This window comes from Rhizobium sp. LARHSG275 (assembly GCF_052871115.1).
This window is the reverse complement of the sequence record NZ_JBIXJN010000004.1, coordinates 218,585-235,111: the sequence shown is the minus strand read 5'-3', so window position 1 is coordinate 235,111 and position 16,527 is coordinate 218,585. Positions and strand designations below refer to the sequence as shown.

The window sequence follows — 16,527 nt, the reverse complement described above, 5'->3', positions numbered from 1 at the left end:
CTTCGGATGGAGGAGCGCCGAAGCTTAGTGGTAGCAACGGGGGGATTCGCTACCTGCCCGAGGCAACGAGTAGACACTAGCGACGGAAGGGACGACGGGAAATTATACTGTGGTTTGGTCTTGCGATACCTTGGGATACCGGCACGGATACCCATCAGCGAACTTCCGCTCGGCGATCGACATGTCGGCGACGTCGTCCGGGTCCGACGACGATCGGGGTGACGGTCTCTCTCCTTGTCTTACCCAGCAGCCGGGCAGGTGGTACGGCCGCAGAGTCGCCTAAGATACAAGGCCAGCACATGGTCAACATCGGCGTGCTTCGGCGTGTCGTGCCAACGGTTGCGATTCGTTGTCGCTGTTGAAGACGAAAGTGTCTTGCCCGCTCTGAGGCCTAAAGGGAGCCAGAGCCTCCCGCCGCGTGGGGAGGCTCAAGGTGGGCCGATCGGGAGCGATACGGCCTGGGAGGAGGAGGTGGAGGACGAAAGAACCGGCATCATAGAGGAGTCCCCGCCGGGGCTATCGGCCACCAGGAAGGATCGATTACCAATGGGAGGGGGTGAGCTATACGCGGAGCCAAGACTTTTACGAGTGCGTTTGTGGCTTTCCCGGCGCGAGCATCAGCTTGTCAGCCATACGCGCGAGTTCGGGCAGGGATCTGGTACCCATCTTTTGCATGACCTGGCTGCGGTGAACCTTCACGGTAATCTCGCTCACGCCTAGATCACTTGCAATTTGCTTGTTGAGTCGTCCGGTCACCACCAAAGCCATCACCTCGCGTTCCCGCGGCGTCAGGCTATCGAAACGCGCTCTGACCGTCGCCAAGGACTTTTCATTTTCAAGCCACGCGCGGTCGCGCGCCAGGCCGACGTGAACGGCATCGAGCAAATCCTGGTCTCGGAACGGTTTCGTTAGGAACTCGACCGCGCCCCCTTTCATCGCCTTGACTGACATGGGAATGTCGCCGTGCCCGGTAATGAAGACGATGGGCAACTGAATATTTTCTCGCGACAGCTCAAGCTGAAAATCAAGACCGCTCTGCCCCGGGAGCCGGACATCGAGCACGAGACAGGTCGGCCCGTTGGGTCGCCCAGATCTGAGGAAGTCGCCGACCGAAGCAAGGAGGTTGACGGCAAAGCCGACGGAACGCAGCAGACTGCCAAGCGCCTCGCGGATTTCCGGGTCATCATCTATGACAATGATGGTGGCTGGCGCCTCGGTCAATCGTCAGAACTCCCAAGGTGAATCGACGTTTTGGGAATATAACTATCTATCCCCATCGCAGCAGCAGCGGGCGAAGCCCAACAAGCATAGCGCCGGTCACGCGATGAGAACACTACTCCTCTCTCCTTCCTAGTGTCGAAACGGGTCTTCTTTCGCACACTAGAATGCGCGATAATTACCTTGGCCACAAGGCTGGATGCGGGCCGCCCCAAAAGCGCTTGCGCGTCCAGCAGTCTGCCGTGTCGTGCCGATGCGCCACATGGCCCGCGATGCCGCGCTGGTCGCGCAAGTCTTAGATCTCTATACGAATGTATAGCTTGCGACGCCTTTGTCGCCGTTCAATATTAGTCCATCCAGTCAAGCGCGCCACAACGCTAATTCGGCCCGATGCCGGTCGGCGAAGTTGGGAGGCGGCAGTGCCAATCAAGAGACCTCTGATTGCGATCGTCGACGACGACGAGTCGATGCGGGACGCTATAAAGGGGCTCATGAGGTCGATGGGATTTGACGCCGAGTCTTTTTCATCCGCTGATGATTTCTTGATGTCGCCTCATATCCGCCGCACGGCCTGCCTCGTGACGGACATCAATATGCCCGGAACGAGCGGACTCGATCTGCACCGCCGGCTCGTCGCACTGGGCAAGAGCATTCCGACTATTCTGATCACCGCCTTCCCGGAAAAGAATTTGGGCGCGTCAGCATTGGACGCGGATGTCGTCGGCTGCCTGACAAAACCGTTCAACGGACAGTTTTTGCTTGATTACATCCGTTCTGCGCTGGCTCCCAACGGCGAAGGCGAAAGCGGTTCTTGAGGTCGCAAAGATCTGTTGTTCTAAATAAGGGTTACACCACAGGGCCGATTTTTCAGGATCTTGGAAAGAGGCTGTGAGGCCGATGGTTCGTTTCCCGTCGAGAGCCCCAGCAAAGTCGTCCCGGCGGCGGAGCCCCACCAACTCGGTTTATCGCCAGACGCTCGGAACCATTGTAACGCCTTTTGCGGTAGAACACACGGCATCGCCCGGCTATAAAGGTATGCTGCGTTGGCTTTTTAGCGGTAACCGATGCCCAATTCTCCCGAATCCTCAGATGAAAGCGTTAGCAACTCGAGCTCGGCTCGCAATCAGACAGTAGATTCGGCAGCGCAAGCGGCCGCCTCGGATTCGCCGGGAACCATTCAAGTCGACGACCCGCAACCGCCCGATCGATCCTTTAGCCAAACTAGACGAGCCGTCGGGACGCTGTTCCGTGCGCTGCGCCAAGATCTGCAGGCAAGTTCAGCTTTGACAAAGATCAACACGGCCGCATTGGCTTGGGGGGCGAAGCTAAAGACATGGACGCCGTTCACGTCATCTCCCTACACATGGATTACGACTGCTTTGGTCGAAGCAGGGCGCCGTTTTCGCAATCAGCATTCAAAGCCGCGTGAAAGTCGCCGCAGCGCTTCGCTCGTTGCCGGCTGGCGGAAATTCGCTGTTGGATTCGCGCTTCTTGTCTGCCTCCTCGCAGGAAGCCTGCTGGTGTGGGCACTCAAAGACGTGCCTTGGAGCGAAATCCGGGATGGAACGTTAAAGCCGGTGGTGGTGCTGGAAACCGCTGACGGGGCGCCGTTGGTGAGACAGGGACCTTATCAAGGGCCATATGCTCGATACGACCAGTTTCCGCCCCATCTGATCGATGCCGTCCTTTCAATTGAAGATCGCCGGTTCATGAATCATTTCGGCATCGATCCGAGGGGCATCGGGAGGGCGCTTCTGCGGAACCTGGAGGCCGGTTCCGTGGTGGAGGGTGGCAGCACGATCACCCAGCAGCTCATCAAGCTGCAATACCTCGACAGCGACCGAACAATAAAACGAAAGGTTCAGGAGGTTGTCATCGCGGTCTGGCTGGAGTGGAAGCTCGGCAAGAGGGAAATCCTGACGCGCTATCTCAATAGCGTCTATCTCGGCGCCGGCGCCACCGGCATGCCTGCGGCCGCTCGGATCTATTTCAACAAGGATGTCGGTGACCTCAACCTGCCGGAGTCGGCGATGCTGGCGGGGTTGCTGCGGGCGCCGAGCCAATGGAATCCTATCGACAATCTCGAAGGCGCCCGGCAGCGCACCATGGTCGTTCTCGATGCGATGACGGCCAATGGCAAGATCACCGCACTACAAGCGGCTCAGGCCAAGACGAGCTTTGCCAGGCTGCAACCTACGACGCCCACGCCGCGCTCCGGAAGCTGGTTTGCCGACTGGATTTCGCCGCAAGCGAGCGAAATCGCCGGCTCCTCACCAGGTTCGACCACGGTGCGCACCACGCTGGTGCCGCAGTTGCAGCTGATCGCCGAAAGGGTCGTGAAAAGTGCTCTCGACAGTCAAGGAAAGACGGTCGGAGCATCGCAGGCCGCGTTAGTTGCGATGATGCCCGATGGCGCGGTCGTTGCCATGGTTGGCGGGCGTGACTACAAGGAAAGCCAGTTCAATCGTGCGGTCTCTGCGATGCGACAGCCCGGTTCTACCTTCAAGCTGTTCGTCTATTACGCAGCATTGAAGGCTGGGCTCACCTTGTCTGACCAGGTTTTGGACGCGCCAATCGACATCAATGGCTGGTCGCCTGAAAATTCCGGCGACAGCTATCGCGGTTGGGTGACGCTTGCTGAGGCGTTCGCGCGATCGCTCAATACCGCGTCAGTGGCTCTTGCCGAAGAGGTAGGTCTGGACAATGTGATTGCCGCGGCGCGCGAACTCGGCATCGATGCGCCGCTGGCCAACACGCCGTCTCTGGCGCTTGGCACATCCGAAGTTAATCTGCTCAACCTCACCAGCGCCTACGCGTCTGTCCAGCTCGGTAGGGCACCCGTGAAGCCCTGGGGCATCATCGACTTTCAAGCGGCAGGGCAGCCTAAGGCCTTTCGAATTGGCTTACAATCAAAGCCGAATGTCGATCTTTCGCCCTACCAATCCGATCTCCTCGGCCTCCTTCAGTTGGTGGTCGAGCGCGGGACTGGACGTGGGGCAGATCCCGGCACGTTTGCGGCCGGCAAGACCGGCACGAGCCAGAACAATCGTGATGCCTGGTTCATCGGCTTCACGGAAGCGCTCGTCGTCGGTGTCTGGGTTGGCAATGATGATGACGCGCCGATGAAGGGAGTGACGGGCGGCGCCCTGCCAGCACATATTTGGCGGGATTTCATGCGCGAGGCGGCGACCGAACCGATGCTGAACGGAGTGCGATCGACAGAAGCGGCGAGCGATGGTCAAGGCGCACCGCAATCTTGCAATATAAACGCCTGCTCGCGCAGTTACCGCTCCTTTCGTCCATCCGATTGTACTTATCAGCCATATTCCGGAAGCCGACGGCTTTGCGAAAAGTGATGTTGCCCGGCAGAGATCGAGCACCGGTCGTCCTTGCCTCACGCCTTCAGGTTGAACGTCATTGTTTAATGCGACGACCTCTTGCCGCGAGCGGTCGCGCTGCCCAGTTGCTCTGCATCCATCTGTCAACAACCTACAGCTCACACTCACCATAGACCGCAAAGAGCGTGTCTCGGATCTAGCAGAATCCGTTCAGCTTGAGGATCTTATGGGCGTCGATTGCCGCCCTGAGTTCATCTTCGGAGTTTCGATCTCCTCGGTTAGCGTCCGGATGGTGCATCTTGAGCATCAGTTTGTAGCGTCGCCTAATTTCCACAGGCGTCGCGTCCTGCGAAAGGCCAAGCGTTTCGAAAGCTTTTGCTTCCAAGACCTTGAGCTTACGCTGCTGGAGATCGGCTTTCGTGGCCTGATGTCGTGCAGCAATCTTGCGTGCGTTAAGAGTTTTTGCCGTACCGGAGCGAACGGTCGAAGGAAGCGGCGTCTCTGTCGCCGGCTCAACGCGGGTCCCCCACGTCTTTCGGCTGCCGTTTGCTGCTTCCCTCTGATAGCGGGCGGTCACCGGATCAGACAGATTGCTCGCGAAATTATAACCCTTATTGTATTCCCTCGCATGTTGAGGACAGAACATCAGGTACAAACCTTCTGCATCTCGCCCAACGGGCGCACGATTGGTGCCGCCGCTTTCGCAACCGTCCCACTGGCATTTCGGCTGGTAAAGCTCGCTGAGCGGAGCTGATTTTTTGCGCGTTGGCCTCAGGCCTACGAAAATCTTCGAATCAAACGTCATCGCGCGTTATATGGCGATCTGCAGAGAGGCGGCAAGCAACCATGCGGGAGGGGTTTCTGTTTCGGCATCTTGACTTCTTGCTCGTCACCGGCCCTCAGTGCCTCGCGCACTTTATCCTCGTCCTGACCCGCCTCGGTGTCTGCAGCGACGGTCGTCTCGATTTCCCGTGTTCTGATGCCTGCGAAGTGTCTCCCAGGTGGCGCCTAGCAGGCTCGAGACACTGGCAGAGGTTCGGGGCGCGATGCACATCTTGACGACCGCGCGCTCAGGACGGCAATCCAGGCGTTAACGTCCAAGGGCAATACCAAGGAATACCTGGCTTTGGGCTGAGCGAAGTTCTCTTGAAACTTCATCGCGGACATTAAACGTATACACGTTGTGGGAGCGCCGAGCACGCCTCCACGGCGTGCTCGCTTATGCTTTTCGCCGAACTCGTCGAGGCGCCGAAACCGGCAGCACAATCCGTCAACCGTTGAGGCTCCGAACAGCCGCGGCGCTAGCTCCGCCGGCAGCCCGGCGCGTAGGAAGCGCCTTGGCCGAAAGGAGTGCGTAAATGATCAGCGGAAGGCAGACCAGATAGGATATCCGGATTCCAGCATGCTCGGCAATGAAACCGAGCAGCGGCGGCGCCAGGAAGAAAACGACAAAGGTCACCTGGCCGAGGGCGGCGACGTTGAGATGCGCCGCTCGATCTATGCGCTGGGCCGCCGCCGAGACGGCGAGGGGATAGACCGCGCTGCAACCAGCGCCCATCAAGGCAAAGCCCGCCAGCGCGATATAGGGATGCGGCGCTCCCGATACCGCGCAGATGCCAATCGCCGAAAGAATAAGCAGCATCGTGGCGACGGCCCGCGCGCCAAACCGATCGACCAGCGGATCGACGAACAGGCGCGCCAGCGCCATGCAGAAGGTAAAGAGCGTCAATCCCAGTCCGCCAATGAAGGGCTCGACCGAAAAAACGTCGCGCATATAGATCGCCGACCAGTCGATCCCGGCACCTTCGACGAGAAAGGCCGCGATGCCGATCACGCAGAGCGGCATGAGGCCCCAGGTGGGAAGCGCTACCGGCGGTGCCTTGCCTTCATGCAACGCGATCCGCGCCGGCGCATTCCGCATGCCGGCAATCGTCCAGATACCGATGACAAGAACCGCGACAAAGGTCACCGCGAGATGGAGTTGCATCGAAATGCCGGCTTGGCGGACGATTGAGGAGACAAGTGCTGTGACGAAGAAGCCGAGGCTCCAGAAACCATGCGCTCTGTTCATCACGCCGCGTCCTAGCTGCGCTTCGATGCGGTCGATCTCAACGTTGAGATTGATCTCCAGCGCTCCGGCGAGCAGCCCCTCGACGAAAAGCACACCGAACACGACCGGCGCCGCACCGATCCAAGGCACCAGCGACAGCAGCGCAGACGTGCCGAGAACAGTAATGAATGCCGTCGTACGCGCGCCGAGCCGGGCGATCAAGGGCGAAGATAAGGTCAACGAAATTAAGGCGCCGATGGCAGCCCCTATCAGCGTTAAACCAAGCTCGGATTTATTGACGCCAAGTGCAACCTGCAAATCCGGCATCCTCGACAGCAGCGCCCCCAGCGACACAGCGAAGAGAAAGAAGCAGACATAGATCCGCTGCTGCGGCGCGATTATCATGATGCAACTCCGGGGATTGGCGCGTCCAAGCAGAACACGCGCTTATGGCGCCTGTGATGTCTATCTCACGGGGCCGGAGATCGAAACTTGTTTCTCAGTGGAGTATGGTCGAGGAATGATCCCAATTATTGCAGAGCGGGTTTGAAATGTCTCGAGAAAATAGCCTGAATTCTGCATTGCTTGCCTTGAACCAGAAGTGGTAATGGATCAATGTTCCGCCTCAACCAGAAACGGTCGGCGGCCGTTCGTGACCGAAGAGCGTCACAATGGGTCTTCATCCCCACTCATTGCCGCGGCCGTTCCAATATCAGCGATGTCGCGAGTGGCGTTCGTACTCAGCGGTCGAGACAATCAGTCAGTGAAGGCCCTGCAACCTATTCCGGCGCTCGCTCAATAACTCCCGTTGAACCAAGGCCTTAGCGTGCTCGCGAAGAGCGTTCGGTCCGGACAGGCCGAGTTCAACAAACCTCGTTTCTATTTCTTTGGGCATACTATTCGCTTCGTGCTGGCAAAGCCGCACCAGCCACTTCCATTCATCGTTGGTTAGCTGCGTTCGCGTGATCGTCATCTGTTTCCCCCCGGAAGACGATGATCGCAGGTTCAGAGAGAGCTGCAAGACCGATATGCTTGGAAATGCGGCGAATCCAGATCCGGCGGCACCGCGTTTTCCGTTTCGCCATTGATGAGCCGTGGGTTGGCCGTGTACACGCCTCAGCCGCCAGCCGCTCGACGACGCTAATCTGGGGTGCGTGCCTAAGTATTTCCTAGCGGATGCGCGGCATGCCACCCCGACCATCGGAATGTCGGCATGCCTTCGGGACACGCCAGTTCCATAAACTAGGTTATGCGACCTTCTTGTGTAAGGGCTATTTAGTAATGCGACAGTTGGGCCAGTTAGAGATGCGACAGTCTCGCCTCTCGACGCACTGGTCAAAGCCAACGTTGGGAGCAAGGATGACGATCTTCAGCCTGGTCGAGACCATGAGCGGTCGGAGTCGTCATGTCCTTTATGATCACCATGTCGCAGAAAGAGTTGCATCGCCTCGAAGTCATCCAGAAGATCCGTGACGAACGCCTGAGCGTTGTCCAGATGGAAAACGCACGGATATTCTAGCTGACGCCGAGAAACTGCTTCAGCTCCGCAGTCTGAGGATTGGCGAAGACTTCCTCCGGCGGGCCTATTTCGTGAACGCGGCCCTGGTGCATGAAGACGACGCGGCTGCAGACATCGCGGGCGAACTTCATCTCGTGCGTTACCATCAGGAGCGTCATTCCCTCGGCCGCAAGCTCGCGCACGACGGCGAGAACTTCGGCGACCAGTTCCGGATCGAGCGCCGAGGTGATCTCGTCGCAGAGAAGTGCTGTCGGCTGCATGGCGAGCGCGCGGGCGATAGCGACGCGCTGCTGCTGGCCGCCCGAGAGCTCGTCGGGATAGGCGTCGAACCTGTGGCCCAGCCCTACCCGCTCCAGCATCTTGCGGGCGGTAGCCTCGGCTTCGGCTTTCGGGGTCTTTTTGACCACGGTCTGCGACAGCATGACGTTGCCGCCGACGGTCAGGTGCGGGAAGAGGTTGAACTGCTGAAAGATCATGCCGACCTTGAGGCGCAGTGCCTTCAGATGCAGTTCGTCATCAAGGAGCTGCGCGCCGGCCACGGAGATGGAGCCATCGGTGATGGTCTCCAGGCCGTTGATGCAGCGAAGCAGGGTCGATTTGCCTGAACCGCTCTTGCCGATAATAGCGATGACTTCACCAGCCTCCACGTCGAGATTGATGCCTTTCAGCACCTCGGTGGTGCCGAAGCTCTTGCGGACTTCAGTGATTTCGATGAGCGACATTGAGCTTCCTTTCCAGGATCTGGCTGCTTTTCGACAAAGGCCAGCAAAGGGCGAAGTAGATGAGGGCGACGAGCCCGTAGACGGTGAAGGGCTGGAAGGTGGCATTGGTGACCACCGTGCCGGCTTTCGACAATTCAACGAAACCGATGATCGAGGTCAGCGCCGTTCCCTTGACGATTTGAACGGAGAAGCCGACCGTGGGTGGTATCGCGACCCTCAGCGCCTGCGGAAGGATGACATAGCGCATCTGCTGCAACCGGCCCATGCCGAGGCTGGCGGAGGCTTCCCATTGACCCCTCACGACCGCTTCGACGCAGCCTCGCCATATTTCGGCGAGGAAGGCGGCGCTCCATAGGGTGAGCGCCAATCCCGCAGCAAGCCAGGCCGGCACATCTATCCCGAAGAGGCCGAGACCGAAAAACGCAATGAAGAGCTGCATCAGCAGCGGTGTGCCTTGGAAGAGCTCGATATAGTATTTTGCGACCGTCCTGAATGACTTGCGCTTGCTGATGCGCAAGAAGAGCAACCCCAGTCCGACCGCGCCGCCGCCGATGAAGGAGACGACCGAAAGCAGCATCGTCCAGCGGGTGGCGAGCAGCAGGTTGCGCAGGATATCCCAGAGTGTGAACTCGATCATCGCGCCGCTCTCCTTGGGAAAATGAACCCGCCGACCACCGCCAGCACCTGCCGGAGCAGGATCGCCAGCACAAGATAGATTGATGTCGAGACGATGTAGGCCTCGAAGGCGCGGAAGGTTCGCGATTGTATGAAGTTCGCAGCAAAGGTCAGATCCTCTGCGGCGATCTGCGACACCACTGATGAGCCGAGCATGACGATGACGACTTGCGACGACAGCGCCGGCCAGATGCGCTGCAGCGACGGCACGAGAACGACGTGCCGGAAGGTTTCGAAGCGGGTCATGGCAAGGCTCTCGCCTGCCTCGAACTGACCCTTCGGGGTTGCCTGGATGCCCGCGCGGATAATCTCGCAGCTATAGGCGCCGAGGTTGACGACCATCGCGAGGTTGGCGGCCGTCAGTTCGGAAAGCTTGAGACCGAGCGACGGCAGACCGAAAAAGATGAAAAAGAGCTGGATCAGGAACGGCGTGTTGCGGATCAGCTCGACATAAGTCGCAACGACAGGCTTCAGCCAGGCCGGGCCGAGTGCGCGCACCCAGGCACAGAAGATGCCGAGCGAAATGCCGAGCATTCCGCCGATCGCGATAAGCTCAAGGGTGATCAGTATGCCCTTGACGATCTCAGGATAATATTCAAGCAGCCAGCCGAATTCGAAATGGTAACTCAAGGAATTGTCCCCTCTTGCGGTGGCGGATCGTCACGTCATCCCGCGCAGGCGCGGGATGACGTCCGTGAGACCGAGTCCCTTAGAGATCCGACGGGAGACCGGCGCCGAGCCACTTCTGTGATATGGCGTTCAGCGCGCCATCGGTTTTGGCCGCAGCGATAATGCCGTTCACCTTCTCCAGAAGAGCTGCCTGTTCCTTGTTGAGACCGATATAGCAGGGCGAGTTCTTGATGAGGAACTTCATCTCAGGGCGCTTGGGGGGATTTTTGGCGAGGATCGCAGCGGCCACGACGTTGCCGGTGGCGATGGTGTCGACCTGGCCGGAGAGGAAGGCCGAGATGGTGCCGTTGTTGTCCTCGTAGCGCTTGATCGTCGCATCGGCCGGCGCGATCTTCGTCAACTCGAGATCCTCCACGGCGCCGCGCGTAACGCCGATGCTCTTGCCCGCGAGATCTTCCACCTTGGCGATCGAAAGATCGGCGGGCGCGAACACGCCATTGAAGAAGGGGGCGTAGGCCGTGGTGAAATCGATCACCTTTTCGCGCTCCGCATTCTTGCCGAGGCTTGATATGACCAGATCGACCTTATTCGTCTGCAGATAGGGAACGCGGTTGGCGCTGGTGACCGGCACGAGTTCGGTCTTGACGCCGAGTTTTTCGGCAATGAGGTTGGCCACATCGATGTCGTAACCCATCGGCGCCATATCGGTGCCGACGCTGCCGAAGGGCGGGAAATCCTGCGGGACGGCGACACGCAGCGTACCGCGCGCCGTGATGTCGGCGAGAGCATCGGCGTAAGACGCGGAGCCGAAGCCGAAGGTTGCAGCCAGGGTCGCCATTGCGAAGAAGACTCGTCTTGTCAGCATGTTTTAATTGCTCCTTTAAAGTTGTGGTTTTTTGGGTCCGGGAGTTGGGGCACGGTCTTGGCAGGAAGTGACAGGGAACTGCGCAGTTCCGAGAGCGGGTCCGGGCGTGTGGTGAGGTCGAGCCCCATTTCCACCTCGTCCAGATGTTCGACAGAGAGCTCCGCAGCTCTGACGAAATCGCCCGCTTGCATGGCCTCGAAGATGCGGCAGTGCCCGTCATGCGACTGTGCGGCATGAAATTCAGACTGATAGAGCATCGAGATGAGGATCGTCCTCGCGGTGAGGTCGCGGAGGATATCGACGATGATGGCGTTCCCGCTCAATTCGGCGATGCGGATGTGGAAATCACCCATCAAATAGGTCAGGCGCTGGCGGTCGCCCGCACCCATTGCGGTCTTTTCCTCGTTCAAATGCAGGTCGAGAGCTTTGCGCCCCTCGTCTGTCAGAGCGCGCATGCTGCGCAGCAATCCGGCCTCGATGACGCGCCGTGCCTCATAGACCGCGATCGCCTCTTCTGCGGACGGCTCGACAACAAACCAGCCTCGCCTTGGACTGACATGCACGATGCCGCGTGTTTCCAGGCGCATCATGGCTTCACGAACGCGGGTTCGAGACACGCTGAAGAGCGTTGCCAACTGGTTTTCACCAAGACGCGTCCCAGGCCGAATTTTGGCTGAAAGAATCCCGGAGACGATCGTCTCCTCAATGGTCTTCTGCGTGCTCTCAGATGTGTGGCTATCTTGCATACAAGGCAGGAAAGCAAAGCGCGTGCCAAAATTCTGCGTTCAGGATTTCCAATTATGTCTCGGATCCCTCCCCTTGGAATTTGCACGCTGGGAATGCAGACTGAGCGTAAATTGAGCGCGTGCCTGCAACGCCTTGCAAACGCAGACCAGCGTCGAACCACTCGTGGCGGCTTGTTCTTACTGGCCGAACGACCTTATGCGGTCGAAGCCGCCCAGGGATTGATCACTTCAACACCTGCAGCGTCGAAAGCACTTGTATCGCGCGTGGCGACGGCGAACCCTTTCGATGCCGCGATAGCGGCGATATAGCCGTCCGGAGTGGGAAATCCTCTGCCAGCAGTTCGGGCCTTGACCGCGAGATCGGCATAGCGCCGTGCCGCTGTAATGTCGAAAGCCAAAATACGGCGTTCGAAGAGTTCCATCAGACCGTCCAACGCGTCGGAGAGCCTTTCTTTGCGTTTGCCAGCCGGGAGGGCGCCGATTCCAAACATCAGCTCGGCGATCGTGACGCTAGAAAGGAAGAGGGTTTCGGCTGCCTGCTCATCGAGCCAGAATTTCACGGTTTCGTCGGGCGCGGGTTTCATCGCCTCGGAAACGACGTTCGTATCAAGGATAATCACTCAAAGCTCAACGGCTTTGCAGGCAATGCGTCGCGAGCTTGGTCCAGAACGGCAAGGTCCTCATTTGTCAACCCGAGGCGACGACTCCGTTCGGCGAGCGCGCTGCCAAGAAGCAGCCGCGTTTCCGGACGGACGGCAGCCTCGAGGATTTCGCGCATTTCCGCTTCGGTGCTGCGCCCGTGATGAGCCGCACGCACCTTGAGAGCACGGTGGGTCGCCTCGGAGAGGTTTCTGATTGTGACTGCGGGCATGATGGCAACCTTGTGGAACATGATAGCGATGCTAGCAATATAATGGATTTGCCATCACATTCAATGTGCGCTTGCCATGCGATCGTAAGCCAAACAGTGGTTAGGGGAGCTGCGCCCACCGTAACTTGTGATCGTCATTCTCTTTTCGCTTAATTGAAACTCGAGGTTTTGAGGAATTCCGCCAGCCGTTCGGTCCTCGGATGCACGAACATGTCCTTCGGATCACCCTCCTCGCAGATGACGCCCTGGTTCATGAAGATGACTCGTGACGAAACGTCGTAGGCAAAGCGCATCTCGTGCGTGACCAGCAGCATGGTCATGCCGTCGGCGGCAAGCCCCTTGATGACCTGGAGCACTTCGCCCACCAGTTCCGGGTCGAGCGCAGAGGTCACTTCGTCGAACAGCATCAGCCTCGGCGACATGGCGATGGCGCGGGCAATCGCGACGCGCTGCTGCTGGCCGCCGGAAAGCTGTCCGGGATAATGATTCGAGCGGGCGGAAAGGCCGACACGATCGAGCCATTTTTCCGCAATGGCGCGAGCGTCCGGCTTGGTCATTTTCTTGACCTTGACGAGGCCGAGCATGACGTTTTCAGCGGCACTCATATGCGGAAAAAGATTGAACTGCTGAAACGCCATGCCGGTCAACGCGCGTTGGCGTGCAATCTCTTTCTCGCTCTTGCGGCGCCGCGCTGTCCCTTCGACGCGATAGCCGATCTCCTTGCCGTCAAGGCTGATCGTGCCGCCCTGGAATTCCTCGAGCATGTTGATGCAGCGCAGCAAGGTGGTCTTTCCGGAACCGGACGAGCCGATGATGGAAATGACTTCGCCCTCCTGCACGGCGCAATCGACGCCTTTGAGGACTTCGTGGATGCCGTAAGTCTTGCGCAGACCCTGAATGTCGAGAATGGTCTTGGCCATTGGATGCCTCCTCAGGACGGCAGGGCGGTCTTGCGCTCGACATATTTGCCGAAGTGCTCGATGCCGTAGTTGACGATGAAATAGAGGCCGCCGGCCAGGAAATAGAACTGGAGGCTCATGAAATTGCGGGAGATGATTTCTTGCGTGCGCAGGAGAAGCTCCGCGACGCCGATAACGGAGAGCAGCGTCGAGGCTTTGACCATCTCGGCCGCCGTATTCACCCAGGCCGGCAGGCACTGGCGCATGGCCTGTGGCCACAGCACCGAGGTGAAGGTCTGGGTAAAGGTCAGGCCGATCGCCTTGGCGGCTTCGGTCTGCCCCTTCGGGATCGCCTGAAGTGCTCCGCGAACGATTTCGCCGACATGGGAAGAGCAGAAGATGGCAAGGGCAAGCACGCCGGCCGAGAACGGCCCGAGATTAAGGCCGACGGCGGCGGACACGTAGTAGCTCGCCAGCACCAGCACGAGCACCGGCGTGCCGCGGATGATATCGGTGTAGGCGCGCACGGCCAGACGCAAAACAGCGCCGCCATAGACGAGCGCCAGGCCGACGAAAACGCCGAGTATGGAACCCGCGAGGATGGCGAGCAGAGAGATCGACACGGTCACGCCAATGCCGTTCATGATGACGTATCGGGCGATCCAGAGTTGTTCGAGAAAAGTGTGGGACATCAGGTCTATCTCGGCAGGGCCAGGCGGCGCTCGACGAAGCGCATCACGGCGGCGATGAGGAAACAGGTCGCGACATAGAGGGCTGATGTGACCATCCAGGTTTCTATAACGCGGAAGCTCTCGACATTGATCTTGCGAGCCGCGAAGGTCAGTTCCGGCACCGCGATGGCGGCGGCGAGCGAGGTGTCCTTGAAGAGCGAAATGATCGTCGAAGACAGCGACGGCAGCACGTTGCGCAGCATCAGCGGAGCGATGATGGAACTGCGGATCTGCATCCCCGTCAGGCCGATGGCAAGACCCGCTTCCGTCAGCCCTCTCGGAATTGACAGCAGCCCGGCGCGGAACACCTCGGCCAGATAGGCGCCGGAGTAAAGGGATAGAACCAGGACGAAGCTTTTTATCTTGTCGAGCCGCAAGCCCATCTGCGGCAACGCGAAAAAGGCAAAAAGCACCAGAACGAGAATTGGCAGGTTGCGAATGACAGTGACATAGACCCGCGCCGGCACGATCGCAAAGCGGCTTTTGGACGTCAGCGCGAAGGCGACGGCAAGGCCGATCGCCGCCCCGATCAGGATCGAGATCACCGCCAGGCCGAGGCTGAGCGCGAGCCCGCTCAAAAGAAAATCGAAATTGCGCCAGACGGCAGCGAAATTCAACGTGTAACCCATGCGGGCCGCCTTTCAGACCAGAGCATGATACCGGAAACTGTGAGCGGTTTCCGGACGGCATCATGCTCTCACTCTTTAAATGTGGAGCGGGAAACATGTCCCGCTCCACATGACTGTTACTTGAACTCGACCGGGAAGCCGATCTGCGGCGGCGTCAGATCTTTGCCGAACCAGGTTTTGAAGGACTTGGCGTAGAAGTCGAACTCAACGCCGGTCATGGCCTCGTGCAGAGCGGTGTTGACGAAGTTCAGCCAATCCTGATCGCCGCGCTTGACGGCGCAGGCGTAAGTCTGCGGATTCCAGCCATAGCCGGCGTCTTTGTAACGGCCGGGATTCTGCGTCATGTACCAGGCGAGCGACGACTGGTCCGTGGCGACAGCATCGGCGCGTCCCGATTCTAGCGCCTGATAGATCAGGTCGACGGAATCGTACTGGTCGACGGTCGCCTCCGGCAGCGCCGCATGCACCATCGCCTCGGCATAGACGTTCTGGAGAACCGAGATGGTGACGGAGGAACCGGCCGCCTTCAGGGCGGCGTAGTCGGCATATTTTCCGTCCGCCTTGAGCATCAGGCCGACACCCTCGCGATAATAGGGAATGGTGAAGGCAACCTGCTGGGCGCGCTCGCCGGTAACGGTCATGAACTGGCAGGTGATGTCGACTTTGTCGGTGGTAATGTTCGGGATGCGGGCATCGGAGGACTGGTTCACATATTCGATCTTCTCAGGGTCGCCGAAGAGCGCCTTCGCGATGATATGGCCCATGTCGACGTCGAATCCCTGAAGCTTGTCGTCGGCGCTCTTGAAGTGCCAAGGCGCATTGGTGCTGCCCGTGCCGAGGACGAGATGGCCGCGGGCCAACACTTCATCGAGCTTGCTGCCTTCGGCCAGCACAGGCGTGGACAACAGAGCGGCGGCGACCAACGACATCACGCCGGTGCGAAAGGAAATGGTCATGGCGTTCCCCTTATGGATTGTTCCTATATTCCAGTATAATGGACGTATGTCTGTTTTACTGGAATAACGTTATCAAGTGCCATCAAGGATGAATTGTCAATGGGGTATGCCGAAAAAACGCGCAGTGGCGCGCGTGGCGATTTTTTCGGCAGCGCAGCATTTTCATCCCACTTCCGGACCGCCCGGCTGCGCTAGCCTTGGTAAATGGAATATGCAAGCGAGGCGTTGGCGCAGGCGGCGAATTAGGATCTCGGGAAACTGCCAACCTCAAGCCAACGGCCAACTTTCGCCAACCGGAAGCTTCCCGCTTCGTCCAGAGCATTTCAGCAAAAATGCGCGGTGGATTTGCAGGGAATGTGTGAAAACGAAAATACAGCGCATTTCGGTAAGAGAAATCTAGGTATGCGCTGGGGGAGGCTTGTAGACTTCATGGATTCTAATGAACTTCCCGCTGCACGTCCGATCGCGCCGTCTTCGTCTCGCCGGCGAATTTGAAGGCGGCAGCCAACTCTGCATAGCGGGTGTCGCTCAAGCTGTGGGCGAAGCGCACTCTCCAGCACCTTCTTCATGAAGGCCTTGGCATAGCCATGTCTTCACGCCCGCAGGCCTGCATGGCATAAGATTAGAGCTTGTAATCGCTCATCGACGTCAAAAGCCGAGGGATCGCCGTCTTTCGGG

The 16,527-nt window shown here is 58.9% G+C and carries 16 protein-coding genes and 1 pseudogene; 2 read left to right on the top strand and 15 right to left on the bottom strand.

All coding sequences use genetic code 11. The annotated features are described in order from the left end of the window. Positions 1-582: 582 nt before the first annotated feature. Positions 583-1,221 (bottom strand): response regulator transcription factor, encoded by a 639-nt coding sequence (locus ACIPSK_RS06680; protein ID WP_162115682.1) that lies wholly within the window; start codon positions 1,219-1,221, stop codon positions 583-585. A gap of 416 nt (positions 1,222-1,637) precedes the next feature. Here ACIPSK_RS06680 and ACIPSK_RS06675 point away from each other — a divergent pair, with 416 nt between their 5' ends. Both ACIPSK_RS06675 and ACIPSK_RS06670 read left to right on the top strand, forming a co-directional pair. After that, a complete protein-coding gene (locus tag ACIPSK_RS06675; protein ID WP_446532705.1) occupies positions 1,638-2,033 on the top strand; it encodes a response regulator transcription factor in 396 nt (131 codons plus the stop codon). 249 nt (positions 2,034-2,282) lie between these two features. Next, positions 2,283-4,574 carry a PBP1A family penicillin-binding protein gene (locus tag ACIPSK_RS06670; RefSeq protein ID WP_170258923.1) on the top strand — a complete coding sequence of 764 codons (2,292 nt, stop codon included), beginning with the start codon at positions 2,283-2,285 and terminating at the stop codon, positions 4,572-4,574. Between the two features lie 178 nt (positions 4,575-4,752). On the opposite strand, the gene ACIPSK_RS06665 is transcribed toward ACIPSK_RS06670, so the two are convergent. The 14 genes and pseudogenes from ACIPSK_RS06665 to ACIPSK_RS06600 all read right to left on the bottom strand — a co-directional run. Then, positions 4,753-5,361: a J domain-containing protein gene (locus tag ACIPSK_RS06665; protein ID WP_017967298.1), complete on the bottom strand. Its 609-nt coding sequence runs from the start codon at positions 5,359-5,361 to the stop codon at positions 4,753-4,755. 465 nt (positions 5,362-5,826) lie between these two features. Continuing rightward, the gene (locus ACIPSK_RS06660; RefSeq protein WP_170258379.1) at positions 5,827-7,011 is read right to left on the bottom strand and encodes an MFS transporter; all 1,185 of its coding nucleotides are present in this window, start codon (positions 7,009-7,011) and stop codon (positions 5,827-5,829) included. A 1,110-nt stretch (positions 7,012-8,121) separates the two neighbouring features. Next, positions 8,122-8,847, bottom strand: a complete 726-nt coding sequence (locus ACIPSK_RS06655; protein WP_170259719.1) for an amino acid ABC transporter ATP-binding protein — start codon at positions 8,845-8,847, stop codon at positions 8,122-8,124. After that, on the bottom strand, positions 8,825-9,484 hold the full coding sequence (locus tag ACIPSK_RS06650) for an amino acid ABC transporter permease (RefSeq protein WP_170259718.1): 660 nt from the start codon (positions 9,482-9,484) through the stop codon (positions 8,825-8,827). The genes ACIPSK_RS06655 and ACIPSK_RS06650 overlap by 23 nt, the downstream gene beginning before the upstream one ends. Next, the gene (locus ACIPSK_RS06645) at positions 9,481-10,152 is read right to left on the bottom strand and encodes an amino acid ABC transporter permease (protein ID WP_170275893.1); all 672 of its coding nucleotides are present in this window, start codon (positions 10,150-10,152) and stop codon (positions 9,481-9,483) included. Before ACIPSK_RS06645 ends, ACIPSK_RS06650 begins: the two co-directional genes overlap by 4 nt. Positions 10,153-10,231: 79 nt before the next feature. Continuing rightward, positions 10,232-11,017, bottom strand: coding sequence for a transporter substrate-binding domain-containing protein (locus ACIPSK_RS06640; RefSeq protein ID WP_170275894.1), 786 nt, complete (start codon positions 11,015-11,017; stop codon positions 10,232-10,234). After that, positions 11,011-11,763, bottom strand: coding sequence for a GntR family transcriptional regulator (locus ACIPSK_RS06635; RefSeq protein WP_170275895.1), 753 nt, complete (start codon positions 11,761-11,763; stop codon positions 11,011-11,013). Before ACIPSK_RS06635 ends, ACIPSK_RS06640 begins: the two co-directional genes overlap by 7 nt. A 194-nt stretch (positions 11,764-11,957) precedes the next feature. Continuing rightward, a complete protein-coding gene (locus ACIPSK_RS06630; RefSeq protein ID WP_260059493.1) occupies positions 11,958-12,383 on the bottom strand; it encodes a type II toxin-antitoxin system VapC family toxin in 426 nt (141 codons plus the stop codon). Continuing rightward, a complete protein-coding gene (locus ACIPSK_RS06625) occupies positions 12,380-12,634 on the bottom strand; it encodes a FitA-like ribbon-helix-helix domain-containing protein (RefSeq protein ID WP_446532704.1) in 255 nt (84 codons plus the stop codon). Before ACIPSK_RS06625 ends, ACIPSK_RS06630 begins: the two co-directional genes overlap by 4 nt. A gap of 149 nt (positions 12,635-12,783) precedes the next feature. Further along, the gene (locus ACIPSK_RS06620) at positions 12,784-13,554 is read right to left on the bottom strand and encodes an amino acid ABC transporter ATP-binding protein (protein ID WP_446532703.1); all 771 of its coding nucleotides are present in this window, start codon (positions 13,552-13,554) and stop codon (positions 12,784-12,786) included. 11 nt (positions 13,555-13,565) lie between these two features. Continuing rightward, positions 13,566-14,225 carry an amino acid ABC transporter permease gene (locus ACIPSK_RS06615; RefSeq protein ID WP_017967322.1) on the bottom strand — a complete coding sequence of 220 codons (660 nt, stop codon included), beginning with the start codon at positions 14,223-14,225 and terminating at the stop codon, positions 13,566-13,568. Positions 14,226-14,230: 5 nt separating this feature from the next. Continuing rightward, positions 14,231-14,893, bottom strand: coding sequence for an amino acid ABC transporter permease (locus ACIPSK_RS06610; RefSeq protein ID WP_017967323.1), 663 nt, complete (start codon positions 14,891-14,893; stop codon positions 14,231-14,233). A 116-nt stretch (positions 14,894-15,009) separates the two neighbouring features. Beyond that, positions 15,010-15,849: a transporter substrate-binding domain-containing protein gene (locus tag ACIPSK_RS06605; protein ID WP_017967324.1), complete on the bottom strand. Its 840-nt coding sequence runs from the start codon at positions 15,847-15,849 to the stop codon at positions 15,010-15,012. Between the two features lie 445 nt (positions 15,850-16,294). Further along, positions 16,295-16,492 (bottom strand): annotated as a pseudogene (locus tag ACIPSK_RS06600) (DUF1217 domain-containing protein); the annotation flags it as partial. Positions 16,493-16,527: the final 35 nt, after the last annotated feature.